The sequence below is a fragment of the Wolbachia endosymbiont (group A) of Oxytorus armatus genome (genome assembly GCF_964027005.1).
Classification (GTDB): Bacteria; Pseudomonadota; Alphaproteobacteria; order Rickettsiales; family Anaplasmataceae; genus Wolbachia; species Wolbachia pipientis.
This window is the reverse complement of sequence record NZ_OZ034719.1, coordinates 39,077-64,642: the sequence shown is the minus strand read 5'-3', so window position 1 is coordinate 64,642 and position 25,566 is coordinate 39,077. Positions and strand designations below refer to the sequence as shown.

General features: G+C 34.0%; 20 protein-coding genes, 1 tRNA gene and 3 pseudogenes. 16 read left to right on the top strand and 8 right to left on the bottom strand.

What is annotated here, in order from left to right:
* Positions 1–10 precede the first annotated feature (10 nt).
* Positions 11–961 carry a complex I NDUFA9 subunit family protein gene (locus AAGD79_RS00325; protein WP_010082395.1) on the top strand — a complete coding sequence of 317 codons (951 nt, stop codon included), beginning with the start codon at positions 11–13 and terminating at the stop codon, positions 959–961.
* Positions 962–969: 8 nt separating this feature from the next.
* On the opposite strand, the gene AAGD79_RS00320 is transcribed toward AAGD79_RS00325, so the two are convergent.
* The 4 genes and pseudogenes from AAGD79_RS00320 to trmB all read right to left on the bottom strand — a co-directional run.
* Positions 970–1,043: transfer RNA gene (locus AAGD79_RS00320), tRNA-Arg, on the bottom strand.
* A gap of 904 nt (positions 1,044–1,947) precedes the next feature.
* A pseudogene (locus AAGD79_RS00315) lies at positions 1,948–2,472 on the bottom strand (ParB/RepB/Spo0J family partition protein); the annotation flags it as partial.
* Positions 2,473–2,486: 14 nt separating this feature from the next.
* Positions 2,487–3,351, bottom strand: a pseudogene (locus AAGD79_RS00310) (IS982 family transposase).
* A gap of 98 nt (positions 3,352–3,449) precedes the next feature.
* Positions 3,450–3,905 (bottom strand): annotated as a pseudogene (gene trmB, locus AAGD79_RS00305) (tRNA (guanine(46)-N(7))-methyltransferase TrmB); the annotation flags it as partial.
* A gap of 139 nt (positions 3,906–4,044) precedes the next feature.
* Here trmB and AAGD79_RS00300 point away from each other — a divergent pair.
* The 3 genes from AAGD79_RS00300 (at position 4,045) to AAGD79_RS00290 (ending at position 6,404) form a co-directional block, all read left to right on the top strand.
* Complete coding sequence (locus AAGD79_RS00300) at positions 4,045–5,697, top strand: 30S ribosomal protein S1 (protein WP_012673366.1); 1,653 nt, start codon at positions 4,045–4,047, stop codon at positions 5,695–5,697.
* Positions 5,698–5,726: 29 nt separating this feature from the next.
* Complete coding sequence (locus AAGD79_RS00295; RefSeq protein WP_010963035.1) at positions 5,727–6,005, top strand: HU family DNA-binding protein; 279 nt, start codon at positions 5,727–5,729, stop codon at positions 6,003–6,005.
* Positions 6,006–6,077: 72 nt separating this feature from the next.
* Positions 6,078–6,404, top strand: coding sequence for a cell division protein ZapA (locus AAGD79_RS00290; RefSeq protein WP_010082086.1), 327 nt, complete (start codon positions 6,078–6,080; stop codon positions 6,402–6,404).
* Here AAGD79_RS00290 and AAGD79_RS00285 read toward each other — a convergent pair.
* A complete protein-coding gene (locus tag AAGD79_RS00285) occupies positions 6,379–6,657 on the bottom strand; it encodes a succinate dehydrogenase assembly factor 2 (protein WP_006279484.1) in 279 nt (92 codons plus the stop codon). The genes AAGD79_RS00290 and AAGD79_RS00285 overlap by 26 nt on opposite strands.
* Positions 6,658–6,756: 99 nt before the next feature.
* Between AAGD79_RS00285 and rseP the strand changes: the two genes are divergently transcribed.
* From rseP to surE, 8 genes are all read left to right on the top strand, one after another.
* Positions 6,757–7,875 (top strand): RIP metalloprotease RseP, encoded by a 1,119-nt coding sequence (gene rseP, locus AAGD79_RS00280; protein ID WP_341811392.1) that lies wholly within the window; start codon positions 6,757–6,759, stop codon positions 7,873–7,875.
* A gap of 8 nt (positions 7,876–7,883) precedes the next feature.
* Positions 7,884–10,220, top strand: a complete 2,337-nt coding sequence (gene bamA / locus AAGD79_RS00275) for an outer membrane protein assembly factor BamA (RefSeq protein ID WP_253303390.1) — start codon at positions 7,884–7,886, stop codon at positions 10,218–10,220.
* Positions 10,221–10,772, top strand: coding sequence for an OmpH family outer membrane protein (locus AAGD79_RS00270; protein WP_077188197.1), 552 nt, complete (start codon positions 10,221–10,223; stop codon positions 10,770–10,772).
* A gap of 4 nt (positions 10,773–10,776) precedes the next feature.
* Positions 10,777–11,208 (top strand): 3-hydroxyacyl-ACP dehydratase FabZ, encoded by a 432-nt coding sequence (fabZ, locus tag AAGD79_RS00265; RefSeq protein ID WP_341811391.1) that lies wholly within the window; start codon positions 10,777–10,779, stop codon positions 11,206–11,208.
* A 45-nt stretch (positions 11,209–11,253) separates the two neighbouring features.
* Entirely contained in the window at positions 11,254–14,106 is a 2,853-nt protein-coding gene (locus tag AAGD79_RS00260) for an FAD-dependent oxidoreductase (protein ID WP_341811390.1), read from the top strand.
* Between the two features lie 303 nt (positions 14,107–14,409).
* Complete coding sequence (locus tag AAGD79_RS00255; protein WP_341811389.1) at positions 14,410–15,969, top strand: proton-conducting transporter membrane subunit; 1,560 nt, start codon at positions 14,410–14,412, stop codon at positions 15,967–15,969.
* A complete protein-coding gene (ffh, locus tag AAGD79_RS00250; RefSeq protein WP_151808007.1) occupies positions 15,954–17,297 on the top strand; it encodes a signal recognition particle protein in 1,344 nt (447 codons plus the stop codon). The genes AAGD79_RS00255 and ffh overlap by 16 nt, the downstream gene beginning before the upstream one ends.
* Before the next feature lie 1,027 nt (positions 17,298–18,324).
* Positions 18,325–19,077 carry a 5'/3'-nucleotidase SurE gene (surE, locus tag AAGD79_RS00245; RefSeq protein WP_265043407.1) on the top strand — a complete coding sequence of 251 codons (753 nt, stop codon included), beginning with the start codon at positions 18,325–18,327 and terminating at the stop codon, positions 19,075–19,077.
* A 20-nt stretch (positions 19,078–19,097) separates the two neighbouring features.
* On the opposite strand, the gene hisS is transcribed toward surE, so the two are convergent.
* Together hisS and AAGD79_RS00235 are read right to left on the bottom strand one after the other, a co-directional pair.
* The gene (hisS, locus tag AAGD79_RS00240) at positions 19,098–20,324 is read right to left on the bottom strand and encodes a histidine--tRNA ligase (protein WP_155969466.1); all 1,227 of its coding nucleotides are present in this window, start codon (positions 20,322–20,324) and stop codon (positions 19,098–19,100) included.
* A complete protein-coding gene (locus tag AAGD79_RS00235) occupies positions 20,321–20,893 on the bottom strand; it encodes a NifU family protein (RefSeq protein WP_341811623.1) in 573 nt (190 codons plus the stop codon). The genes hisS and AAGD79_RS00235 overlap by 4 nt, the downstream gene beginning before the upstream one ends.
* Positions 20,894–21,065: 172 nt before the next feature.
* Between AAGD79_RS00235 and AAGD79_RS00230 the strand changes: the two genes are divergently transcribed.
* Positions 21,066–21,314, top strand: coding sequence for a J domain-containing protein (locus tag AAGD79_RS00230; protein ID WP_022626406.1), 249 nt, complete (start codon positions 21,066–21,068; stop codon positions 21,312–21,314).
* Between the two features lie 19 nt (positions 21,315–21,333).
* Here the strand turns inward: AAGD79_RS00230 and AAGD79_RS00225 are convergent, their stop codons facing one another.
* Positions 21,334–22,863, bottom strand: a complete 1,530-nt coding sequence (locus AAGD79_RS00225) for an N-acetylmuramoyl-L-alanine amidase (protein ID WP_246484101.1) — start codon at positions 22,861–22,863, stop codon at positions 21,334–21,336.
* 68 nt (positions 22,864–22,931) lie between these two features.
* Between AAGD79_RS00225 and AAGD79_RS00220 the strand changes: the two genes are divergently transcribed.
* From AAGD79_RS00220 to AAGD79_RS00210, 3 genes are all read left to right on the top strand, one after another.
* Entirely contained in the window at positions 22,932–23,102 is a 171-nt protein-coding gene (locus AAGD79_RS00220; RefSeq protein ID WP_010082675.1) for a J domain-containing protein, read from the top strand.
* 104 nt (positions 23,103–23,206) lie between these two features.
* Positions 23,207–24,436, top strand: a complete 1,230-nt coding sequence (locus tag AAGD79_RS00215) for a cytochrome b (protein ID WP_006280242.1) — start codon at positions 23,207–23,209, stop codon at positions 24,434–24,436.
* Between the two features lie 347 nt (positions 24,437–24,783).
* Positions 24,784–25,542, top strand: a complete 759-nt coding sequence (locus AAGD79_RS00210) for a cytochrome c1 (protein WP_010963022.1) — start codon at positions 24,784–24,786, stop codon at positions 25,540–25,542.
* Positions 25,543–25,566: the final 24 nt, after the last annotated feature.

Here is a 25,566-nt window from a genome sequence, read left to right as displayed (position 1 = left end):
AACTTTAATTGTGACAAAACGTGTAATTATTTTTGGTGGAACGGGGTTTATAGGGAAACACATCGTAAGACGCTTGGCAGCAGAAGGATATTTAATAAAGATATTCACTCGTAATCAGGAAAAAGCTGCTTGTTTAAAATTGTGTGGCAATTTAGGACAAATATCAATATTTAAAGGCGATTTTTTTGATGAAAAATCAGTTCTGGATGGTATGGAAGAATGTGATGTAGCTATAAACTTAGTGGGAATATTATATGAAGCAAAAAAGCACGATTTTTACGCTGTTCACGTTAAAATAGCTGAAAGGATAGCAAAAGCTGCAAAAATGAAAAATGTACCTATGATGATACATTTTTCTGCTATGGGAATAGAAAATAGCAAGTTGTCAAAATATGCCAAAAGTAAATTGGAAGGTGAAAAAGCTGTAACTTCAGCATTTCAAAAAGCAATAATAATTAGGCCAAGCCTTGTATTTGGTAAAGAAGACAACTTCTTTAATAAATTTGCAAGACTAGCAACTATTCTTCCTTTTTTACCACTAATTGGCAATGGAACGACTAAATTTCAGCCCATATGTGTAACAGACTTAGCTGAAGTGGTATATCGTATTATCAGTTTTAATAAGCAAGACAAGAAAATTTATAACATGGGTGGACCAAAGGTTTACTCCTTCAAAAGCTTATTGAAGTTTATTCTGAATGTTACTAACAGAAAGTGTTTGTTGATCAATGTATCTTTTCCAATGGCAAAGTTAATAGCTTTCTTTTTAGAAAATAAAATTATTTCTATGCTGCTAAAACCAATAACCGGAGATACGAACCCTATGCTTACTCAAGATCAGGTGAAAGTTATGATGAATAGTTCAATCGAAAAGTCAGTTGACCTTGAAACAATGAAGGTTCGACCATTAGCAATTGAAAATGTGGTGCCAGAGTACTTGAAGATTTATAGAAAGTATTGATAAAAGAGTGTGCCCGGTGGGATTCGAACCTACGACCCACAGCTTAGAAGGCTGTTGCTCTATCCAGCTGAGCTACGGGCACACAACATATATAAAATGCTTCTTAGTACAAGTGAAGTCAAGTACTTCGTGTGAATATGATGTTTATCTTACAAAACCTTGTCATTGCAGTTGTGTGTCGCGCGCTACCGAAATTGGATGCGAGAAGTCTATTTATTTTAGAAAATATTATATAGAAACTTACTTGACACCCTTCGCCAGCGCCCTTATCATGATAGTGAAGCTATTGTATTTGCTTTCGCCAATCTGCAGATTAAAAGGTAAGGATTACTTAATGTATCGGCGTCTTATGTTCAATTTTTTGCAGTATATAGATACTGTATGTCTTTACAAAACTTCATCTACATCTAGATTTTTATCTAAATAAGCTGAACGCGCTTATAAAGCGTTACAAGACATCAAAAAATGCCAATACTCGACAGAGATAGTAAAAGACTAGCTAACTCGGGGATTCTTTGTCTTTTTTTCTGCTTAGTAAATTTCTTAAACATTTGCAGCGTAAGTTAGTTGCAATTAAAAGCAGCTTAATCTTGCTTGTCAAGCGTTTAAAACATAAAAAACGCCAATATTTTAAAGCGGATAATAACCCCAGGGTTTCTTTTGCCTTTTTTTTCATTTGGTAAATTTTTTAAATATTTATGGCTAAAGATTGCACGAATGTTGCAATTACAAAAACGATTTCTACTAGGGTATCACGCACTGGGATGACACCATTCTTTTTCCTGGATCAAGTAGTCAGGGCACTGGGATGACAGCTACCCTGACAATCGTCACCCCGCTGCTTGTTAGCGGATACCGCGGCGGTATGACGTAGAAGTTATACTTTTATGCTTACCAACTTAATAAAATTCCTGGATTCCAGTGTCAGCTACTTTCATGACACCAACAGTTGATATTGGTTTGTTGCTTTGCTAGCCAACTACTAGCTATGCCTCAAGTTTCCTATTCAAAATTTTCAATATCAAATCCAATTCATTTGGATTATCATACCGTATCATAACTTTACCCTTAGAATTGTTGTCATTAATTTTGATCTTTAAACCAAGTTGAGAAGATATAGCGCCTTCTATTACTGTCATATCTTGATTTCTAGTATATCTCTGCTCTTTTTGATTGTTGTTTTGATGTAGGTCCTTTATCAGTTTTTCAGTTTGTCTAACGCTTAAGCTCTGAGAAACTATTTTTTCTGCAATACTTTCCGCATTTTCAACATTAATCAACGCTCTTGCATGACCCATAGACAATTTTTTCTCATTGATCATTGTTTTCACCCTATCAGGGAGCAACAACATCCGAATCATATTGGTTATGTGGCTGCGGCTTTTGCCTATAGCTGAAGCTAATTCCTCATGTGTATAGAAAAACTCATCTATCAGTTTTCTGTAAGCTTCACCTTCCTCTATTGGATTAATATCTTGCCTTTGTATGTTTTCAATAATGGATACTTCCAAACCCCAGTTATGGATTAACCAACACAGTAAGGCTTAGAAATAGAAGGCTTTTTTGACTGCATGGAATATGAAATTAATGTAGAAAAAATATGTACCAGAAAATTTATTGGCGATCTGTGCCGTGTATGTTCAAGCTCAAATTTATTTTTTAAACAACCAAAGACTGTCTCAATAATCGACCTTTTTCTCAATAAAGCCTTCTCTTTTAGTGAGATTAGTGCGTTTTTCATGCCTTTTTTCACTTTAGTGACAAGCTTTAAACCTCTATCGAAGAGTTCCTCAAAGAGCTCCTTCTTGATATAGCCTTTATCTCCGAACAAAAGTCCTGTCAGTCTTTTAGTTATAGTTGGCACAGGTATCAACGTTACCTTTGGTTAGAGTAAGTGATTGAATTTCTCCAATTTCGTTAATCACCAAGTGCAATTTAAAGCCAAAAAACCAACCATACGTGCTCTTACCAATTTCTGCTAAACCATCAAAAACTTTGTTCCTAGAGATCCTTTTCTTGTGGCAAATGGCAATCGTAGAAGTGTCAATGTAGGAAGTACCTGTCATTTTCGCTTGTTCGCAGAACCATTGAAGAAGTAATGCTAAATACCGTAAAACTCTCGGCTTTAAGGCAATAAATCTGTGATATGAAGGCATCTTTGAAAATTCTGATCTATAGAGTAACTTAAGGTAACAAAGATAAAAAGCCTTGAAGTTTTTACATGGCGATTGGTGGTATAACAGGATTATGGTTAGCATTTCTGAGTGCGCTATTTCTGGTACTCTGGTTGGTTTTTTGCCATTTGATAAGAACTTATTTGCAAAATTTTCATCTACTACACGACAAAAATCCTCGACGCAGCAGTAAAGTTCTGTAATATCTTTCTTCATGGGTAACCTCTTAAATTATTGTTAAAATACTTGAGTTTACCCTATTTCCCTCTTTATTAATTCTACTTTTATCTGTTTTCTAATCCATAACTGGGGTTTATAAGTATTTTTTTTGCTAATAAATTTAAAAATTCCGTATTAATTAATCGTCTTTTATTGTGACTTCTTTTTGGCCATGGATCTGGAAAGAGAATAAAGAATCTTTCAACACTGTTATCAGGAAAATTTGCAATCAATTCTCTTGCATCTTCTGTCCACATTAAAATATTTTTTATGTTCTGTATTTCTATGTTTGTTAGCAAGCGAGAAACCCCCTTTAAGTAGGGCTCACATCCTATAAATAATAGATCAGGTTCATTGAGCACCTGGTAAAGCATATTTTCACCGTTGCCAAAGCCTATTTCTACCCATATTCTTTTTTGTGAATTTACAATTTTCTCTATAGATTCCTTGCTGTTTTGAATAGAATATTTTTCCAATATTTCATCAACATCAGGTTTTAGCCTGGACCTTCTGGAGAACGATCTAATCCACTTGCTATTCTTAAATAGCATATTCTTGATACATATATAATTTTCTCACTATATTTTATATAGCTTAAACAATTCTCGAAATGAGTTAATGAAAAATTACTTGTCAATAATTGTTAATATTATATAATATATGAGTTCTAATAAAGTTTAAGTTAAAGGTATGAATAATAATAATCCAGTCGTAAATCTACCGGTTACTATCAGAAAGCTATCATCAAACAAATTTATAGAAGAGATATGTCAAGGCCAATTTGAGGATCAAGATAATACCTTGTTTGAAGATTCTTTTGTTAACAAAATTAAAGAAGGAGATGTGGTAGAAGGTGTAATTACAAGAATAAACCCTAACGACGTTGTGGTTGATATTGGTTTAAAATCTGACGGGAGAATTCTGATCAAGGAACTCGGTTGTAATGATGAGGTCATTATTGGCTCGAAAATCAGAGTTTATGTGGAAAGAATTGAAGATTATCATGGTAATGTTGTTCTTAGTCGTGAAAAAGCAATTAGGGACGAAAAATGGAATAAGTTGGAAGAAGATACAGTTACAAGGGCTGAAGTAAGCGGAGTTATTAAACGCTCAATTAAATGTGGCTTTATTGTTGATCTTGGTGACGGAATAAGCGCTTTTTTACCGCTGAGTCATGTGGATTTGAAGCAAGTAAAAGATGCGAAGCACCTTATTGAAACTGAACAAAAGTTCATCGTGCTTAAAATGGATAAGAAGCAGGGCAATATTGTAGTATCAAGAAAGCTGGTGTTAGAAAAATTGCACGCTGGTGAAAAAATTAAATTTTTAGAATCTTTAAATGAAGGCGATATAATAGAAGGGAAAATAAAAAGTATCACTCATTACGGTGTATTTGTCGGTATTCATGAATCAGATGTAGTGGGAGTTATAGATGGATTGTTACATATTACAGATATCTCTTGGAGTAGGGTAAGTCATCCGTCTGCAGTTTTTACTTGTGGTCAGACTATAAAAGTTAAAATTATAAAAATAGATAAGGAAAATGCTAAAATTTCCTTGGGTGTGAAGCAGCTAGAAGATAGCCCTTGGCAAGATGCAGAGTCAAAATATCCAGTTGATAGTGTGCATAAGGGTTATGTAACAAGCATAGAAGATTATGGATTATTTGTTGAGCTTAGACCTGGAATTGAAGGTTTAGTGCACTCGTCAGAAATAACTTGGGTTAAGAGTAATTTACCAGTTAGTAGTCTCGTAACAAGGGGACAAGAAGTATATGTAAAAATTCTCAGTATTGACATTGCTAAGAGTAGGATGAGTTTAAGCATGAAAAGGTGTGTAGACAACCCTTGGCAAGTATTTATCAATAAATATCCTCCTGGTTCTATTGTTTCTGGTGAAGTGAAGAATAATACCGGCTCATATGTATCTGTTGCTTTCGGTGATTCTGAAATAGATGAGAACGTAGAAGGGACAATATATGTGAAAGATTTTAGTTGGTCTAAAAATGGTTCAGATGAGATAAAGAAGTATAATGTAGGTGATAAAATAGAAGCAAAAGTAATAAGGGCTAACGTGAATCGGGCAAGAATTTATCTTGGAATAAAACAAATAGAGTATGATCCTCTTGAAGAACTGATAAAGAAAGTTAAGGTAGGTGATAAAATACAGGTTATTGTAGGTAAGAGAGAAGATAATGGACTAGTCGTTGAAGTTGAGAACGATGTAACCCTTCTAATAGATCAAGAGCATTTACCAGAGAATAAAAAATTCTCTATATCAGAAAAAATAGAAGTTGAAGTATTGGGTGTTGAAGAATATAACATAGCATTATCTGCTAAGTGATAAGGTTTACTTATTTTGGCTTCATATAAATGGCAACAAAGTCTGATATAATAGCGAGGGTAGCAAAAAGACATCCTTTTTTAGATAAGATTGTTATAGCAGCTATAGTTGATAGATTTTTTGGGATACTTTCAAGCACATTGAAACATCATAATAGAGTTGAAATTAGGGGGTTTGGTTCTTTTTCAGTTAGAAGTTATAACTTGAAAGAAACAAGCCATTTAATGTTACAGAAGTTTACAAAGAATCAATACTTTAAAACATATTTTCGTAGCAGTAAAAAATTATCTGATTTGATAAATGAATAAAAATTTATACCATAAATAAGATGAAAGTAGGGGTTTGAGTTTATACTGTACGATAGAAATTTTTAGCACCATATGCAAGTAGTAGAAATAGTTATACGTAATAACACATATAAAATATCTTGCGAAAGTGGGAAGGGGAATCATTTATTACGCCTTGCTAATAGTTTTGACAAGTTAGTTAGTTCTGTATCTCAAAAAACTGGAGGTAAGGGTTCGGATGCATTAAATTTCTTACTTGCAGCACTAATTCTTGAGGATAAAATTTTAGAATTAACAAAGCGATTAGATGAAGTAAATCAAGAGCGCGAAAAGTATAGAAACGAGAAAAGAATAGAATATACTGAGGTACTAGATAAGGTAAATAAGATTATCACTAATCTTGAGTGCATAAAGGATTAGCTTCAATAAAGCAAGCAATTAAATTGACTATCTGACTATTCAAGCCAGGAGGGAGGTTTGTCTTACGAGTTATGTAACAATATAATTCGTAATCATCAAGATCAACTATTTTTTCGTATTCGATTAGTTCGCTTAAGGAAAATTTATCAAGATATTTCAATGCGAAATGCCCTAAAAGTATATCGGTTTCTTTGCAACCCCTATGCCAGCTTCTATATATTAATTTTCTTCTGAGTAGTGAGGTATCTGTCATTACAATTAAACTTTTTTTAATTTAAAAGTTAAACTAAATACTTGTCAAGCGAGGCGCATTTTAATATACTTAACATTTTGTTAAGATCTAAATATACAGGTGGAATTAATTTCTAATCTTATCCATCAATTTAGCGATGGAATATATTATTTTTTATCATTTTCTTTAATAATTTCTGTCATAGTATTCGTGCATGAATATGGGCATTATGTTGTTGCCAAAGCATGCAAAGTTAAAGTTGAATCTTTTTCCATAGGTTTTGGTCCTGAAATTTTTGGTTTTAACGATAAGTCTGGAACTAGATGGAAATTAAGCGTTGTTCCATTGGGTGGTTATGTTAAAATGCTAGGAGATACTAATGCAGCGAGTGTCCCAGCTGATCAACAAGAATTAACGGAAGAAGAAAAATTGTATTCATTTCATACAAAACCGCGTCATAAAAAAGCAGCAGTAGTTTTTGCAGGGCCTTTTGCAAACATGGTATTTGCTGTTATAGCTTTTACAATATTTTTTAGCATAGCAGGTTATTATCGCACTCCACCGGTGATTGAAAATGTAATCGAAGGTAGTGCAGCTAAGCAAGCTGGTTTGTTGCCAGGTGACACTATTACACAAATCAATGAGCATAAAATAAAATACTTTGAAGATATTTCATGTGTGATAATGTCGAATCCTAAAACAAGAATGGAGATTGAGTATAGCAGAAATAATGAGAAGCACAGGACCAGTTTAACTCCATTAATAATCAAGGACAAAGACGTTTTTGGCAACACAATAGAAAGAGAAACTATAGGGATTATTTCAGTCAATACATTAAAGCAGTCGTCTTTTCTTGGGGCTGTGAGCTTATCAGTAAGTGAAACTTACCACACTATGTGCTTAACGATCAAAGCTCTCTTTCACATTATTGTTGGTAAAAGGAGTATCAATGAAATAGGTGGGCCAATAAAAATCGCAAAGTATTCAGGGCAATCAGCTAAAAAGGGGTTCGTTATGGTTGTGTATTTCATGGCAATTATTTCAGCTAATTTAGCTGCAATTAACTTGCTGCCAATACCACTGCTAGATGGTGGGCATTTATTTCATTATATCATAGAAGCGGTTATACGTAGGGATTTAAGCTTGAAATGTCAAAAATATGCAGCTATTTTTGGTGCTTTAGTGTTGTTTTTGCTTATGGCAACTGGAATGTCAAATGATATTAGGGATCTTTTTTGAAATAAAATATGAAAAAGCTATTTTATATACTGGTAGTGGTTTTTATTTCTTTTCCTGCCCTGCTTGTTGCTTTAGGAACTGCGGAAAAAGTGCAGGTGAAAGATGTCAAATGTATTGGTAATGAGAGGGTAAGCAACCAGACAATAGGGTTCTATATAAAACTAAAATCTGGTGATTATATAAACGACGATGATATAGACTCAATTATAAAAGATCTATATAAAACAAAGTTATTTGCTAGTGTTAATGCTTACATAGATGATAAAAAAAATTTAGTAATAAAAATTCAAGAAAATCCACTGATTAACAAGGTAGTGTTAAAAGGCAATAAGTTATTTAACAGCAAAGAGCTGCTAAGTAATGTGATTCAATCAAAGTCGCTAACTATTTTAACTGAAACAAAATTGCAAAACGATTTAGTGAATTTAGTCACTACTTATAGAAATAACGGTAAGATTGGTGTTAAAATTGAATATGACCTGAATAAGCTTGATGGCAATAGGGTCAATCTAATTTTTAAAATAAAAGAAGGCAAAACCTCTAAAATTAAGGATATAAGATTTATAGGCAATAAAAACTTTTCTGAAAATGAGCTAGAGCAAGTTATCAAAAGACATAGTAATGACATATTTAGTAAGTTATTTAGAGCTATTTTTAAAGGCGGAAATCATTATTCACCGCAATATCTATTGATTAACACAGAATTGCTCGATCATTTTTATTCATCTAAAGGATATATTCAAAATAATATTCAACCAATTGTTGAGGTTGATAATAACAATCAAACAGAGTTAACTTTTTTGATTGACGAAGGACAGCAGTATTTATTTGGAAATAATGAGGTTAATATTGAAACTGAAATTCAGGATTTGAGCCTAAAAGAAGAAATATTGGATTTTATAACAGAGGAAAACGATAAGATATTTAATAGAGTTAAAATTAATAATACAGTAGAAAAAATAAACAAATATTTAAATGAGAAAGGATATATATTTGCAAAAGTTAATCCAGAGTATGCACAACGTGACAATGTTGTAGATGTAACCTACAGAGTGCTGCCGGGTAAAAAGATTTATATAAATCAAATTACAATTGATGGTAACGATCGCACTTTAGATAAAGTGATCAGAAGTAAGCTAAGTGTAGCAGAAGGTGATGCGTACAATATATCTGAGATTCAAAAGTCACGTAAAAAACTAATGAGTAGTGATTTTTTTGAAACAGTGAAAGTAAATAGTTATGCAGTTAATGATAATGCAGTAAATCTTGACTTAAGTGTTAAAGAAAAAAACACTACTTCGTTGTATTTGGGAGGAGGTGTGTCTCTTCCTGGTGGAGCATTGATTAAAATTGACCTCAAAGACCGTAATTTATTTGGTACTGGAAAAGAGCTCTCTTTTGCTCTTGAAAAAAGTCAATACGTATTTTCTACTGATTTAGAGTTTGTTGAAAATAATTTTAACGATTCTGATACGTCACTAGGCATGGGTGTATTTTATGAAAAACAAGATAAACCAAACACTACTTTTGATAGTTGCGATATGGGATTTTTTACAAAGTTATCATATAAAGTCACAGAGAACTTAACTAATTCCCTTCGCTATTCTTATAAGTATAATCATATACACATGGATAATAAGGGTGGACAAGACACCGATATCTCTGAAATAATACTGGACCGAAAAGGTAAACATCAGATTTCATCAGTGGGATACACGTTGGCATATAATAAACTGGATAATCTATATGCTCCAAAAGAAGGGTATTTACTGCGCTTAAGTCAGGATATTTCAGGATTGGGAGGAAACGTGAATTTCCTAAAATCTGAATTCTTATCTTTTTATACGCACCCTATATTAAGCAAAATTGACGATGATATAACGCTACGCTTTAAGATGGCGGCAGGTCATATTTTTTCTTATACTGATGAAAATCTAAACATTGGCCAGCACTTTTTTAAAGGGGGTAATGAGATTAGAGGGTTTGACCTTTCCGGTATTGGACCAAGAGCAGAAGACAAAAATAAAAGCTCATTAGGAGGCAAAACTTATTTTAATCTAACACAGCAAGTGGATTTTCCTCTACCAAAACTATATGACTATGCTGGTATCAAAGGCTCACTATTTGTTGACTATGCAACACTTTTTGGCTTAGATGATAAAAATAAGAAGTATGAAGGGAAATACTACGATAGCAAGCTTGTGAGAGTGTCACCAGGTTTTGGCTTTTCAATGCTTTCTCCTTTTGGTAGACTTAGATTGGATTTCGGGTTTCCTTTAGTAAAGGAATCTTATGATATAATACCATCACCAAATGTTAAATTTTCTATTGAAGCGGGGATTTGAATGAAATATATACAGTTATTTATATCAGTTATTGCCTTAATTATTTCCTTATTTGTGGGGTATAAGTTTGTAGGATATCAACCTCAGAACACAAAAGCTGCAATTATCGATAGTGACAAAGTCATCAATGAATCTCTTGCTCTGCAAAATATACAACAACAAATAAAGGAGCAGAATTCTAGATTACAACAAGAATTTGAAAGTGAGTTAGAAAAACTTAAGCCATCAAAAGAAGAATTTGAACTTTTGTCAGAAGAAGCAAAAAAAGAAAAGACAGAACAGTTTAATAAGCACACTGTAAATACTAGAGATAATTACGCTAAAAAAATGTTACATTTAGAAGAAAGCTATAGAGACGCAGTAGAGAGTGTTTTTAACAAGATAAAAGAAGTCGCTAAAAAAACGGCAGAAAAAAACAACATAGATTTGGTACTATTTATTTCAAAAAAGAACCAAGTTTTATACTCCATGGATGAAGTTGATTTATCAGATGTGGTATTAAACAATATAAACAAGAAAATACCTGAATTTGCTTTGAAAGGCATTGAGTAGGCTTATGCAATTTAATATCAGTGATATTATAAAAATATTACCACATTCTTATCCGTTTCTCTTAGTAGATAGAGTTATAGAGTGTGATCCTGGTAAAAGTATAAAAGCAATCAAAAATGTGACTTTCAATGAGCCATTTTTTATTGGCCACTTCCCTGGTCATCCAATAATGCCAGGAGTCTTGATAATTGAATCTCTAGCTCAGGCATCTGCTATATGTGTTCTAGGTAAAGAAACAATAGAAAATAAAGTTGTTTACTTTAGATCCATTGAAAATGCAAAATTCAGAAAGCCAGTTACTCCAGGGGACACATTGATTCTTCAAGCTAACATTCAAAGTGTGTGTTTAGGTGTACACAAATTTAGGTGTATTGCATCTGTTAACGAAGAAAAAGTTGCAGAAGCAACAACCTCAGCAGTACTGCAAAATAAATAAAATCTTCATCTGTAAGAAACAGCATGTACACTTTATAGTATAGCAATGAAGCTGAATTTCAAAATCTCATTTTCGAATCTATATACTCGCAATGGATTAACAAAATTAGATGAGACATTTTTGAATTATATTAAATCATGTGATGAGAGCTTGTTTTGTTCATTAATTGAAGCAAGAGAAAAAGCAGCTTCTTCTTCGATGTCATCCCAGTGTCACCCCCCGTCATCCCAGTGCTTGACACTGGGATCTAGAAAACAAGAAGGACGGTCAGCTACTTGGATGACAGATAGCCAGCTCATTATAGACCTTTCGTACTTACTTGATGAATTTATTGCAAAACTTTTCAACATTGAAAAAGAAATAGAAGAGCTAAAGAAAAAGCACAACGACTTTGCTGTAATATATAAATGCAAAAGGTTATTTGTCCAACGCTATGCATTGAAGAAATACACTAATGTGGCGAATATAGATATTACTAACAAACTAAGTCATTTTCTCACTTTGCCAACAACAGAAAAAAATTTTGCTGAGCAGGTGATGCATTGGTTTGAAGATAAAGAAAATCACAAAGAAGAAATAGAACTTGCAGCACAATATGCAGTGTGGAGAGTAAAAAATAAACAGAGTATATTATTCAGTATTCATAAAAAAATCGACCACGAAAACCTCATACCATTTTCTAAAAAAGAAGTAGACAAAGTTGAAGTGCTGTATTCAAATGAAGTAAAAAGACGATACGGTTTTGATCTAACAAGCAAAAAGGTGAGTTTGAATAAAGCACTAGATAATGCTCACTACTGCATATTTTGTCATAAGCAAAGTAAGGACAGCTGCTCAAAGGGGCTAATTAATAACGACAATACTTTTAAACAATCTCCACTAAAAGTTGAACTGCACGGCTGCCCACTAGAGCAGAAAATATCAGAAATGAATCTGGTGAAAAGCGAAGGGTACAGCATAGCAAGTCTTGCAATTGTGATGATAGATAACCCATTATGTGCAGCCACTGGGCACAGAATATGCAATGACTGCATGAATTCGTGCATATATCAAAAACAAGAACCCGTAAATGTGCCAGCAATTGAAACAAGGATTCTGGATGATGTGCTCAGTTTACCGTACGGATTTGAAATATATTCTCTGCTCAGCCGTTGGAATCCTTTAAATTTTCAGCGTTCATTGCCAAGAGGAAACACTGGAAAAAACGTTCTAGTTGTAGGCCTTGGTCCTGCTGGTTTTAATTTAGCTCATCATTTGTTGAACGATGGGCATAACGTTATCACCATTGATGGACTAAAAATTGAGCCTTTGATCGATAATTTCCAGCTAATTAAAGATTTCAAACACGAAAAATTGAGTGAACGCATGGCAGGAGGGTTTGGTGGGGTGGCAGAATATGGTATTACTTCTCGGTGGGATAAGAATTACTTAAAGATTATTAGATTACTGCTGGAAAGACGTGAGCATTTTGCACTTTATGGAGGCATTCGTTTTGGTGGCACGATTAATGTTGATGACGCGTTCAACTCGGGTTTTGATCACATCGCCCTAGCACTTGGCTCTGGCAAGCCACGAATGATCAAAATAAAGAATATACTAGCTCGTGGAGTACGTATGGCATCTGACTTTCTTATGTCGTTACAACTGACTGGTGCTCTTAAATTTGATTCTATAGCAAATCTGCAAGTTCGTATGCCGATAGTTGTCATAGGTGCGGGGCTTACTGCGATTGACACTGCCACTGAAGCTTTAGCGTATTATCCAATTCAAGTAGAAAAATTTCTTCTTCGTTATGAGATATTAGTTGATAAGTATGGAAAGGACTGTGTTGAAAAAGATTGGACAGAAGAAGAACACAAAATTGCAAATGAGCTCATATCGCACGCAAAGTTGATCCAAGCAGAGCAAGAGTTAGCAAAAAAAGAGAATAGAGAAATAAAAATATTAGAGTTGATGCAGAGCCTCGGGGGAGTGAAAGTTATATATAGAAAAGAGCTAAAAGATTCACCGAGTTATCGATTAAATAGCGAAGAGGTGCAAAATGCACTGTCAGAAGGAATTTACTTTATTGAAAACTTAGAGCCAGTTGAAGTTGTGACGGATAAATATAACCATGCTGAATCAATAAAACTGATAGACACAAAATCCGGCGAAATCAAACGTATAAAAGCACGTTCTATTTTTATAGCAGCAGGTACTGAGCCAAATACGGTTATTGCAACAGAAGATGAAAAGCATTTTAAATTAAGTAATGGGTATTTTACTCAATTGAATTCATTGGGAAAAGAAATAGACCCAATATTTTCTCCTAAAATGCAAAATAAAGACAGAATATTAGTATACAAGCAAGGCAATAAAACAATTAGCTTTTTTGGTGACCTTCATCCTTCGTATATCGGCAGCGTCGTGAAAGCTATGGCAAGTGCTAAGAACGGCTACCCTATTATTTCTCAGCTTTTGAGTGGAGTTAATAGCTTCGTTTCTGTCATTCCAGTGTGTGATGTTGTGGGCCAGAAAAAAAATGCGTGGTCAAGTGTTGAAGACCTGGCTAATAAAGAATTATTTAATAGAATCAAAGAGCAATTCACTGCAAAAGTCATAAAAGTTCAATATTTAACAGATAAAGTGATAGAAATAGTGATTAAAGCACCTCTTGCGGCAAAGAATTTTAAACCTGGACAATTTTTTAGGTTGCAAAATTTTGAAACCAATAGCAGAAAAACTAACCTTGCTATGGAAGGTATAGCTGTGACTGGCACTGAAGTAGACAAAAAAAAAGGAATTATTTCCACTATTGTGCTGGAAATCGGCGGCTCCACTAATTTATGCAGACACTTAAGAGAAGGCGAGCAAATAATTCTTATGGGCCCAACTGGCAGACCTACTGAGGTTTACTAAGTCCCAATATTAAAGTGATGCCAAATTTTATTTCAAAAAGTAAATAATTTACTAACGCTCGTGCACAAATTAAAAATAAATTATGCACGAGTGTAGCGTTATGAATTAGGAGTGCTATATTAAAGCTTACCTCACTATTAAAGCTATCGGTCAGATTAGATTAAAAACCTAATCTGACCGGTTTCTCTATAACCCTCTAAACTCTGATATAATTATATGATAATTAGTTTAATTAGTGGTTAATATGCAAATTGATTTTATTCATATATTGAGATAGCATAAACCATATTGGTTTTAATTATTGTGCAACTTTATAAATCGTCACTGTTACTTCTACTGACTGTATTAATAGTTATAGTCCTAAAATTACCTGAAAATTTGAGCATTGCAGTAAATTGGTCTCTCCCAATTCTAGATTTTGATTTATCTTTTCGTACCATACTAATATCTTTTTTATCAGTTGCATTTTTAGCTGTTCTACCAGCACAAAATTTGACTTTTTCAGAGATGCTATCTTTTGCTGCTTACACTATTAGTTCACTTTATGCAGTTTTATCTGAACATATGATATTGGTTATAATATTCTGTGAATTAATGACCATCAGTGCATTTTTTATTCTCGCAGCTAGCTGTAGAGATAGTGGACCTGCAATAAGGTACGCTTGTGTACACTTTTTCGTTGGAGTTATATTAATAGCAGGATTGGCACTTCAAAGCACTAACCTGATAATTTTGGGTTTATTGATAAACTGCGCTTGTTTTCCTTTTTCATTTTGGGTTGTTGATGCATATCCTGCTGCATCGCTACATGGCACCACATATCTCTCTTTATTTACCACTAAAGTCTCTTTTTTAGTGATGCTTTTACACACTTATAACCTATGGCAAGATTGTACTGAAATATTAGCGCTTGTAGGCGCCATCACTGCAATTTACAGCATTATATTTGCTTCTCTTGAGCAAAATATTCGCAGATTTTTATGCTATAACGTTGTAGGACAAATGGGCTTGCTGATTATTGCAGGAAGTTTGCTCAGTCCTTCGGAAAAAGCAATACCAATTTTGATACTGCATATAATCTTCTCTCTTGTTTATCAATCATTATTGTTTGTGGTCAGTAATTCGATTATTTCACAAACAAAAACAATTAGTTTTAATGGAGTGGGTAAACTGATGTCAGTGGAAGGCATGTGTGCTATAATCGCAATACTTACAATGGCTGCATTTCCTGGAACCGTTGGATTTATCAGTAAATCATATATCACAGCTGAAATTGAAATGAACACTGTTGCCTTAAAAGGGTATAAAAATTTATATAAGCTTCTAAATTTGCTGCTTCATTTAAGCGTGGGGCTAAAGTTTCTTTATTACTTATTTATTGCAAAAAGTAAGTCAAAACCTTTAGCAGAGAGAGGAGGCAAAATGACTATGATTATTTTAGCATTTATATGCGTAATCGCTGGCAATCCTTACTTACCTATTTACAATAAACCTTCGATTTTCGATTTTGTGTACAACACAAAAAATATTTTGTCGCAATTTAATTTGTTACTATGTACCACTTTATTGTTTATTCCTTTACGCAAGTTATTTTACCCGAGAGTAAATTTTAAAATGGATGTTGATTGGATTTTTAGAACTTTCATATCCTATATTGTCTTGTTGTTCAATCAGTTAGTCTCTAAAACTAGAGAAATGTTTGCCAGCGTAGTGCAAAACTTGACTAATCCACTTACTGGTTTATACTTTAATAATATTACTAAACTTAAAGAAGTGCTGGGTTATAACTCAGTGAGTTTTGTTTCATCTTCTTCTCTCTTTTTAATGAGTATTCTACTAATGCTATTATGTTTAAATCGTTAACTGAAAGTTTAAATTCTGTATTTAGTAAACTGAGAGGAAAGTCAATCATTTCTGAAGATGATTTTAATCTTGCCATGCGTGAAATACGCATAGCCTTAATTGAAGCTGACGTTTCACTTGAAGTTGCAAAAAAATTCATCAACGACATTAAAGATAAAGTGATTGGGGAAAAAGTCATAAAAAGTGTTTCTCCAGCACAAATGATAATTAAAATTGTACAGGATAATTTAGTTGCAGTTCTCGGATCAGAGAAAAGTGACTTAAATCTAGCAGTTAAACCCCCTGCTGTGATTATGATGGTGGGCTTACAAGGTGCAGGTAAAACAACTACCTCAGGAAAGCTTGCTTTAAAACTAAAAAAGCAAAAGAAAAAAGTGATGCTTGCCTCTTTAGACATTTATAGGCCTGCTGCCCAGAAACAACTTGAAGTGCTAGGTAAACAAATAGATGTGCAAACTTTACCTGTAGTAATAGATGAGAAGCCCATTACAATTACAAAAAGGGCACTGGCAGCAGCAAAGAACGATAATTATGATGTATTAATACTAGATACTGCAGGCAGGCTTCATATTGACAATAATATGATGAATGAGTTGAAAGCCGTAAAGGAAATAGCTTCACCTGCAGAAGTTATTTTAGTAGCCGACGCAATGATAGGCCAGGATGCGGTCAACATTGCCAAATCATTCAATGAGGTAATAGGTGTAACCGGCATTATTCTTACCCGTGTTGATGGTGATGCACGTGGTGGTGCTGCTCTTTCTATGAAAATGATCGCCGATTGTCCAATTAAATTTATTGCTTGTGGTGAAAAATTAAGTGACCTCGATGATTTTTATCCAGATAGAATTGCAAAAAGAATACTTAGCATGGGTGATGTTGTCTCATTGGTTGAAAAAGCTGCTGAGATTGTTGGTCAGGAAGAAATTGATAAGTTACAAAAGAAAGTGAAAAAAGGTAAATTCGACCTAAACGACCTAGTGGGAATGTTAAAAACTCTGAGTAAAATGGATGGCATTAGCAACATAATGAAATTCATTCCTAGTTCATTTACAAAAAAGCTAAGTAGCAGTGTGCCAGATGACAATAAAGTGAAAAAATATATAGCCATCATAAACTCAATGACTGAAAAAGAAAGGCAAAATCCAGATATTTTAAATGGCAAAAGAAGACTTAGAATTTCTAAGGGGTCCGGAACAACTGTAACTGACATTAATCTTCTAATTAAGCAGTATAATCAAATGAGCTCTATGGTAAATAAGTTCAGTAAAGTTGACCATAGTAAACTCAAAGAATCTGATTTGATGGATATGCTAAGCAGAAAGTAAGTCAGCAGGTAGTGGAATGAGACAAATCATCAGTAAACCTTTAGCTATATCAAAAGCGGCTTAGGTCTCGCAAAAAAATTTACAGCTTCTTGCTAGCCAAGAAATTTATTATTAATTTTAAGAAATACTATAGCTGACCCAAGCAACACGTCATACCGCCGCGGTATCTCTAGATACCGCTAACACGTAGCGGGATGACGAGGCTTACCTTATCGGATTGTTTCAACACGTCATACCGCGATTCATTCGCGGTATCTCATCCGCTAACAAGAGATCCCGCTAACAAGCAGCGGGATGACGAGCTTATCGTCACGCCGCCACGAACCGTCATACCGCGATTCATTCGCGGTATCTCTAGATCCCGCTAACACGTAGCGGGATGAAGGTTGTTGTTTAGCTATAAATATTAAGAAATTTACCAAACGAAAAAAAAGGCAAAAGAAGCCCTGGGGTTATTATCCGCTTTAAAATATTGGCGTTTTTTATGTTTTAAACGCTTGACAAGCGAGATTCAGCCGCTTTTAATTGCAACTAACTTACGCTGCAAATGTTTAAGAAATTTACTAAGCAGAAAAAAAGACAAAGAATCCCCGAGTTAGCTAGTCTTTTACTATCTCTGTCGAGTATTGGCATTTTTTGATGTCTTGTAACGCTTTATAAGCGCGTTCAGCTTATTTAGATAAAAATCTAGATGTAGATGAAGTTTTGTAAAGACATACAGTATCTATATACTGCAAAAAATTGAACATAAGACGCCGATACATTAAGTAATCCTTACCTTTTAATCTGCAGATTGGCGAAAGCAAATACAATAGCTTCAGTTTCATGATAAGGGCGCTGGCGGAGTTTGTCAAGTAAGTTTTTTCGTTTCTATTGTAATGACAGTTATGGCCTGTGCAAGAAATCTATTGATTTACAGCAGGTTCTTTGTTACAGTTCGTAGTTATGCAAAGAAACTTAAAGCCTCATGAGTTTATTTACAGCCAGTGGTTTACATAATTTGGAGCTGTATAGCTGAACATTGTATATGATAATATTAATAACAAACGATGATGGTTTTGGAAGTGAAGGAATAAAATTACTCAAAGAGGTTGCACGGAATTTTGCGTCAGAAATATGGATAGTGGCACCAGATACTGATAGAAGCGGAGCTGCAAGATCTCTTGATTATCCAGTGAAACAATCTATTGGAATAAAACAACATAGTGAAAGGGAATTTAGTGTGTCTGGTACTCCTGCAGATTGTGTCATTATTGCGCTAAATAAAGTTATGAATAAAAAACCAGACTTAATATTGTCCGGAGTAAATATTGGATCAAATGTCGGGGACGATATTTGTTATTCAGGAACAATTGGTGCTGTAATGGAAGGTGCTGCAAGGTCTATACCTTCTATTGCGCTAAGCCAAGTTTATCATGATAAAATAGACTGGCACAATACAAAGGTTTTTGCACCAAAGGTTATTGCCAAGCTAGTTAAGGTTGGTTGGCCTAAAAACATAGTGATGAGTGTAAATTTTCCTGCTACGGAAAAAGTAAAAGGAGTAGAATTTGCTGAACAAGGTGAATATAACATTGATGGGGATTTAATTTTTACTGAAAATTCGAATGGCTCTTTTAGCTTAAATTGGTCTCGAGAGCACTCAGGCAGTGGTAGTATAAATAAAATAAAAGAAGGATTTATTACTATTACACCGGTAAAATTAGATTTTACAGATTATGATACATTGAATACTATGAAAAATTCTTGTGCAGACGAATTTTCTTCTATAGCTGACTGAGAAAAACATTTGCATTGCTCCTAATAGATATTTTCTATTGTGTTATCGCGAGCAATTATTTTTTCTTCACCTGTATCCATGTTTTTAATCTTTAAAGTTTTACTACTCAATTCTTCATCGCCAAAGATTAAAGCAGCTTTAGCATTTGCTTGATTTGCTTTTTTCATTCGGGTTCTGAGCGTTCCGCTATATTCATAGATTACATATAAACCATTTCTGCGCAATTCATTCGCAAGTGTTAGGGTATATTCTTCAACCTCTCTACCGATTGGAATTAGGTAAATAGGTCGCTCTTCTTTCGGAGAATAATTGATTAACTCCATTATGCGCTCAATACCCCCTGCAAATCCTATTGCTGGAGTGTGTTTTCCACCTACTGAAGATACTAAATTATCGTATCTTCCACCGGCAAAAACTGCCCCTTGTGCACCTAAATCCTCTGTAACAAACTCAAACACTGTGTGGCAATAATAATCCAAACCTCGAACTAGTTTATTGTTTACGGTATAAGGTATATCAAGAATTGTTAATCCATTTAGTATTTGTTCAAAGAAATCTGAGGACTCTTTCGTATAATAATTGCTGATTTTGGGCGCATCAGAAATTATTGATTTATCTTTCTCGTCCTTGGAATCCAGTATTCTGAGTGGGTTTTTGATCAACCTATTTTTGCTATCTTCTGATAGATCATTTTGATACTTTGTAAAGTATAAGATCAAAGCTTCTCTATATTTAGTTATTGTTTCACCATCACCTAAAGAGTTGATTTCCAGCTTTACATTTTTATTGATGCCAAATTCAGTTAGTAAGTGCTGAGCGAGTGATATCAATTCAATATCAGCTTTTGGATCTTCTATGCCAAAAACCTCAAAATTTATCTGATGAAATTGCCTTTGTCTTCCCTTTTGCGGTCTTTCATAGCGAAATGCAGGTCCTGTTGAGAATAATTTTATCGGTGTTTGCAGTTTTTTTTCAATGAGTAGCCTGACAATCGCTGCAGTGAACTCAGGACGTAAAGTTATGCTCTTTCCCCCTTTATCATTGAAGCTATACATCTCTTTAGTGATGATATCTGAGCTATCACCTAAGGTTTTTGTAAAAACCTCCGTGTATTCAAATATCGGAGTTTGAGCAGGCAAAAAGCCATATAGATTTGAGATTCTGCTTGCTGTTTGCTCTATGTGTTTAAACTTGTACCATTCATCAAACAGGAGATCTTTTGTTCCTCTAACCGTTTGATTAGTCATAGTGTGGTCTCTATACCTGCAATCTCTGGTATGTGGTAGCTCAGCATATTTTGCACTCCTTGCTTTAAAGTAATTGCAGCACTTGGGCATCCAGAGCAAGCTCCTTGTAACTCAACATAAACTATTCCATCTTTATAGCCACGAAATTTGATATCGCCACCATCTTGAGCAACTGCAGGTTTGATATGACTTTCCATCAATTCTTTTATTCTATTTACAATTTCTATATCATTTTTATCAAAAAATTCTTCATCCGGTATATTATTATCATTTACTCCTTCTTTATCTAGTGCTTTTCCACCTGAAGTAAAGTGATCCATGATTGTAGTTAAAATTTCTACTTTTAATGTATCCCAATTAATTCCACCCAATTTTGTTACTGAAATAAAATCATGACCAAAAAACACTCTTACCACATGTTCTATTTGAAAAAGATTTGCTGCTAGTTTAGAATTTTTTATCTCATTTACATTTGAAAAATCAGCCGTTTCTCCTTCGTTTAAAATTTCAAATCCAGGAAGGAATTTTAGCGTATTTGGGTTTGGTGTTTCTTCAATCTGGATGAACATGTTATTTACCATGACAATTATAATTGTTACTATTTAATCATAAAATGATAAAAAAATATACATGTCATTCATCTTTTTTCTTTTTTTAGTATTCATAGTAATTACATTTGTCTTGCCTAGCGTTGTTGTATTTTTTCTTTTCCTGACAAAAAAAAATAATATGAGTTTCATGATGAACTCTATATTGAGTAAGTTTTTGAACGAATTTAGTAGCAGTAGAAGTTATACTGAAAATTACACTGGTGATAACATGTCCAAGGATGAAGCATTAAAGATACTGGGGCTGAATCCTGAGGCAAGTCAAAATGAAATCAATAAAGCATATCAAAATTTAATGAAATTAGTTCACCCAGATAAGGGAGGCTCGGAATATTTTGCGCAAAAGCTAAATGCGGCACGTGATAAATTGTTAAAAAAGTGATCTTAAAAAAAGTTTTCGTTTAACGAATTTCTTCCTTTGCTTTTTCTAAATACTCCAATATTGCTTCATGTAGTGCAGTCCATGTTATCTGTTCTTCCAGGGAAGGTATAAATTCTTGTCTCCAAGCATTCTTAAACTCCTGAAACCACTGTTTTTCAAAACCCTGAAATTCTAAAGAAATATCTACTTTAAAGCTATCAATTAAACTGGAAACTTCTGCAGCTTTAGAGCTATCTAGTGATTTTAAAGATAACACTCCACTCTTTAAAATCTCTAACTCTTCCAATACATTAAGCTTAAATGGTTTATAGAGTGAAGACCATATGCGATATCTTAAATAAGAATCATAGTATAACTTAATTTTGTACATTAAAGTGGTAGATGCATCAGGAGAAATGTTATTCTCATATTGTGCAAGAGAAGATAATAAATTCTCATAATCTACTTTGCTTAAACATGGTTGTAGAGTCGATTTAATTTTTTCACTAAAGGTTAGATAACTAGAAGAAATGCCATGACTATATTCACTAAAGAATTCAGGAAATATATCTGCTTGTTCTAGTTTAAGAGGTAGATCTTTTCTAATTTCTCTTGGTAAATTATGTATTGAAAACTGATAAATAACCCATACAAAATTCTCATCAAACTCATCTGAGTAATCAGCATTATTATCAGGAAAAATTACATTACCTTTCTTATCATTCCAAGGTTCTATCTTATAGAAAAATCTGTTCAGCCTTTGTTTTAATTTCAAAATACCTTCATTTCTATCACCTGCTTTATACAATGTTTTGCCCATTTTGTGTTTAGCATCTTTAGGGTTTATTCTGTCACTTATGTGCAATCCAATTTCATTTTTCTCTAATAACTCCCAATCAAACAATTTGTGTGGATCTGGTTTACGCATTGTATAGCCAAGCTCTGGATCATACACTATAGTTCCTATTTCAGAATGACTAAATATCATATCCCTTTTAATTTTAAAACGCTCCATAAGGTATAAAATCAGCTCTTTAACAGATCTCATTTGCTCTTCCGGAAAAGGCTCAAGTCCTGTGTTTACAATTTCAATACCTACAGAATAGTTGTTAAGCTTCCGTAGCTCTTCAAGCTTGCTATTTATCTTAACTCTTGCATAACTAATACCAGCATGCCATGCTTCTTTCTCTAATGGAACCATTAAGGTAACGCTGCCGTCCCTATCGACAATAAAATGAACTGACAATCCTCTAGCATTCAGCGTATCTTTTGTACCTTTTAGTGTTGATGTTTCAGTATGGTGAACTATAACCATTAACACTTTTTTACCTGCCCTATCACCATAATTTAAAGCTGAAGCTGGATCTAAAAATAACAAATCCTGATCTTTCAATAATGGTAATTTTTCTTGTAAATCTTGAAAATCATTCTCGATATTGCTTGAACTGGATACTTGCCCAGATATGAGAAATGCTGAGACAGTAATCAGTAAAACTAATAAATATTTGTTGACTTTAGATAGTTGGATTTTCATACCATCTTCATAAACACTTTGTAGATAATTTTTCATTATATAGTTAGAATAGGGTTGTTGAATAAATTTACAAGACAAAATCATACTAGTCTGGTAGTAGTAACATGTTCAGAGATGGAGCATTTAAAGTGCTAGGAATAGATTCTGGAGCGAACCAAAATGAAATCAATAAAGCATATCAAAATTTAATGAAATTAGTTCACCCAGATAAAGGAGGCTCGGAATATTTTGCACAAAAATTAAACGCAGCACGTGACAGGTTGCTGAAGAGGTAATTAATATTGCTTTAAAGTTTTTATTTGTGCGTAAAGGATAAGTTGCTACAATAAAAAAATAAGATAAAAGTAGCAATGGACATGTGTTCAGAAAGGTTTAAGTTATGCAGGAAGATAACAAAAAAGAAACAATAAAAGAAGAAAAAGGCATATTAGGATGGATAGAATATAGATTGCCTATATTTTCTTTTCTAAGACACACTGCTTCTTACCAAGTGCCAAAAAACTTAAATTATGCTTGGAACTTTGGCTCTTTGGCTGGTATAGCGCTGATTTTACAAATAATAACAGGTATATTTCTTGCTATGCACTACACTCCGCATGTTGATTATGCGTTTAATAGTGTAGAGCGCATAATGCGAGATGTGAATTACGGGTGGTTAATACGCTACACTCACGCTGTTGGAGCATCGCTCTTCTTTATGGTAGTCTATGTTCATATAATGCGTGGATTATATTACGGATCTTATAAAAGACCGAGAGAGATGGTGTGGTTTATTGGAATATTTATATTTTTTGCAATGATGGCAACTGCCTTTATGGGATATGTATTGCCTTGGGGACAAATGAGTTTCTGGGGTGCAACAGTTATAACCAACTTATTTTCTGCTATACCTTTAATTGGCAATAAAATAGTTATATGGTTATGGGGTGGTTTTTCAGTGGATAACCCAACACTTAACCGTTTTTTCGCTCTGCATTATCTTCTGCCTTTTGTTATTATTGCTTTAGCTATGCTTCATGTGATAGCTCTGCATAGGTTTGGCTCTGGTAACCCAAGTGGAGTGGAGGTAAAATCAGATAAGGATACCATCCCTCTCTATCCTTATTATATAGTCAAGGATTGCATAACTTTTGGTCTGTTTTTTGTAGTTTTGTTCGCATTTGTTTTCTATGCTCCCAATTATCTTGGGCATCCAGACAATTATATAGAAGCTGATTCTATGGTCACTCCGGTACATATAGTGCCAGAGTGGTATTTTTTACCTTTTTATGCAATGCTACGTTCAATTCCAGATAAACTTACTGGTGTGCTTACCATGTTTGCGTCTATTTTAGTGTGGTTTTTGTTACCTTGGCTTGATAAATCAAAAGTTAAAAGTGGTGCTTATCGCCCGGTGTTTAAGAAATTTTTTTGGGTTTTTGCAATAAATTTTGTACTTCTTGCCTGGCTTGGAGGACAAGAGGTAAAAGAGCCTTACATCACTATGAGTAGGCTATCTACTCTTTATTACTTTGCATACTTTGTGATAGTTTTACCACTGCTTAGTAAGTATGAAAAGCCAAAAGAACCACCAAAAACCTTAAGTGATTCTGTGCCGGAGATGAGGTGATGTCAATTCAAAGCAGATCTCTTACAAAATTCTCTGTCATCCCAGAGCCCTCTTTTGTCATCCCAGTGCTTGACACTGGGATCCAGAAAAAAAATAAATGGATTCCAGCATCATGTACACAATTGTATGAACGTTGTATACAACACACAGTGTCATTCCACTATCTTCCGTTGTCATCCCAGTGCTTGACACTGGGATCCAGGTATAAAAATACTTACAAATCATGCAATGGACAACAGATTCTAGGAGTGCATGATAACCATAATGTCAGTGATGAAATAAGCTGGATTCCAGTGTCAGCTACTTGCATGACATCAATTCGAAATTTACTAAAACAGTGGTTATGCATGGGATCTAATGTATTTGCAATCTTCTGCATGTTATTTCTATCTAGTCTTATATCTGCAGAAGAATTTAAATCATCACCAAATAAGAAAATAGACTGGAAATTTGATGGAATTGTCGGATCTTTCGATAGAGAGTCAATTCAGCGTGGCTATAAAGTGTATAAAGAAGTCTGTGCTGCTTGTCATTCAATGAATAGGGTAGCATTTCGTAATTTGCAAGATGTCGGTTTTTCTGAAGAAGATGTAAAACAAATAGCAGCTTCTTATCAAGTTAAAGATGGTCCGAATGATTTGGGTGAAATGTTTGACAGACCTGGAGTACCTTCGGATTATTTTATTGCGCCTTTTGATACAAAAGAAGCAGCTGCAGCAAGCAACAATGGTGCAGTCCCACCAGACTTATCATTAATTATTAAAGCAAGGCATGATGGTGCAAATTATGTCTATTCATTGTTAACAGGCTATCAAAACGGCGAACACGATGAAAATGATTTATATTTTAATTCGTATTTTCCAACAGGCAGATTAGCTATGGCGCCACCACTTTCTGAAGGAATGGTGGAATATGATGGTGCAAGGCAAGCCACAGTTGAAAATATGGCGTATGATGTGATAAATTTTTTACAATGGGCAGCAGAGCCAGAATTAGAGCGCCGGCATAAACTTGGATTAAAAGTAGTGGCGTATTTTATAATTTTAACAGTGTTTTTTGTATTAACTAACAACAAAGTTTGGAGCAAGCTCTATAAAAAGAAGTGATAGTCAATTTTGCCTCAAGCACAA

Bases quoted from the DNA above. Each gene is read 5' to 3' on its own strand.
- AAGD79_RS00285 (WP_006279484.1), bottom strand. From the start codon at position 6,657: ATGACAGATACCTCACTACTCAGAAGAAAATTAATATATAGAAGCTGG.
- AAGD79_RS00290 (WP_010082086.1), top strand. From the start codon at position 6,078: ATGCAAGTAGTAGAAATAGTTATACGTAATAACACATATAAAATATCT.
- ffh (WP_151808007.1), top strand. From the start codon at position 15,954: ATGTTTAAATCGTTAACTGAAAGTTTAAATTCTGTATTTAGTAAACTG.
- AAGD79_RS00225 (WP_246484101.1), bottom strand. From the start codon at position 22,863: ATGAAAAATTATCTACAAAGTGTTTATGAAGATGGTATGAAAATCCAA.
- AAGD79_RS00215 (WP_006280242.1), top strand. From the start codon at position 23,207: ATGCAGGAAGATAACAAAAAAGAAACAATAAAAGAAGAAAAAGGCATA.
- fabZ (WP_341811391.1), top strand. From the start codon at position 10,777: ATGCAATTTAATATCAGTGATATTATAAAAATATTACCACATTCTTAT.
- hisS (WP_155969466.1), bottom strand. From the start codon at position 20,324: ATGACTAATCAAACGGTTAGAGGAACAAAAGATCTCCTGTTTGATGAA.
- AAGD79_RS00230 (WP_022626406.1), top strand. From the start codon at position 21,066: ATGAACTCTATATTGAGTAAGTTTTTGAACGAATTTAGTAGCAGTAGA.
- AAGD79_RS00260 (WP_341811390.1), top strand. From the start codon at position 11,254: ATGAAGCTGAATTTCAAAATCTCATTTTCGAATCTATATACTCGCAAT.
- AAGD79_RS00210 (WP_010963022.1), top strand. From the start codon at position 24,784: ATGGGATCTAATGTATTTGCAATCTTCTGCATGTTATTTCTATCTAGT.
- surE (WP_265043407.1), top strand. From the start codon at position 18,325: ATGATAATATTAATAACAAACGATGATGGTTTTGGAAGTGAAGGAATA.
- bamA (WP_253303390.1), top strand. From the start codon at position 7,884: ATGAAAAAGCTATTTTATATACTGGTAGTGGTTTTTATTTCTTTTCCT.
- AAGD79_RS00300 (WP_012673366.1), top strand. From the start codon at position 4,045: ATGAATAATAATAATCCAGTCGTAAATCTACCGGTTACTATCAGAAAG.
- AAGD79_RS00295 (WP_010963035.1), top strand. From the start codon at position 5,727: ATGGCAACAAAGTCTGATATAATAGCGAGGGTAGCAAAAAGACATCCT.
- AAGD79_RS00235 (WP_341811623.1), bottom strand. From the start codon at position 20,893: ATGTTCATCCAGATTGAAGAAACACCAAACCCAAATACGCTAAAATTC.
- AAGD79_RS00220 (WP_010082675.1), top strand. From the start codon at position 22,932: ATGTTCAGAGATGGAGCATTTAAAGTGCTAGGAATAGATTCTGGAGCG.
- AAGD79_RS00270 (WP_077188197.1), top strand. From the start codon at position 10,221: ATGAAATATATACAGTTATTTATATCAGTTATTGCCTTAATTATTTCC.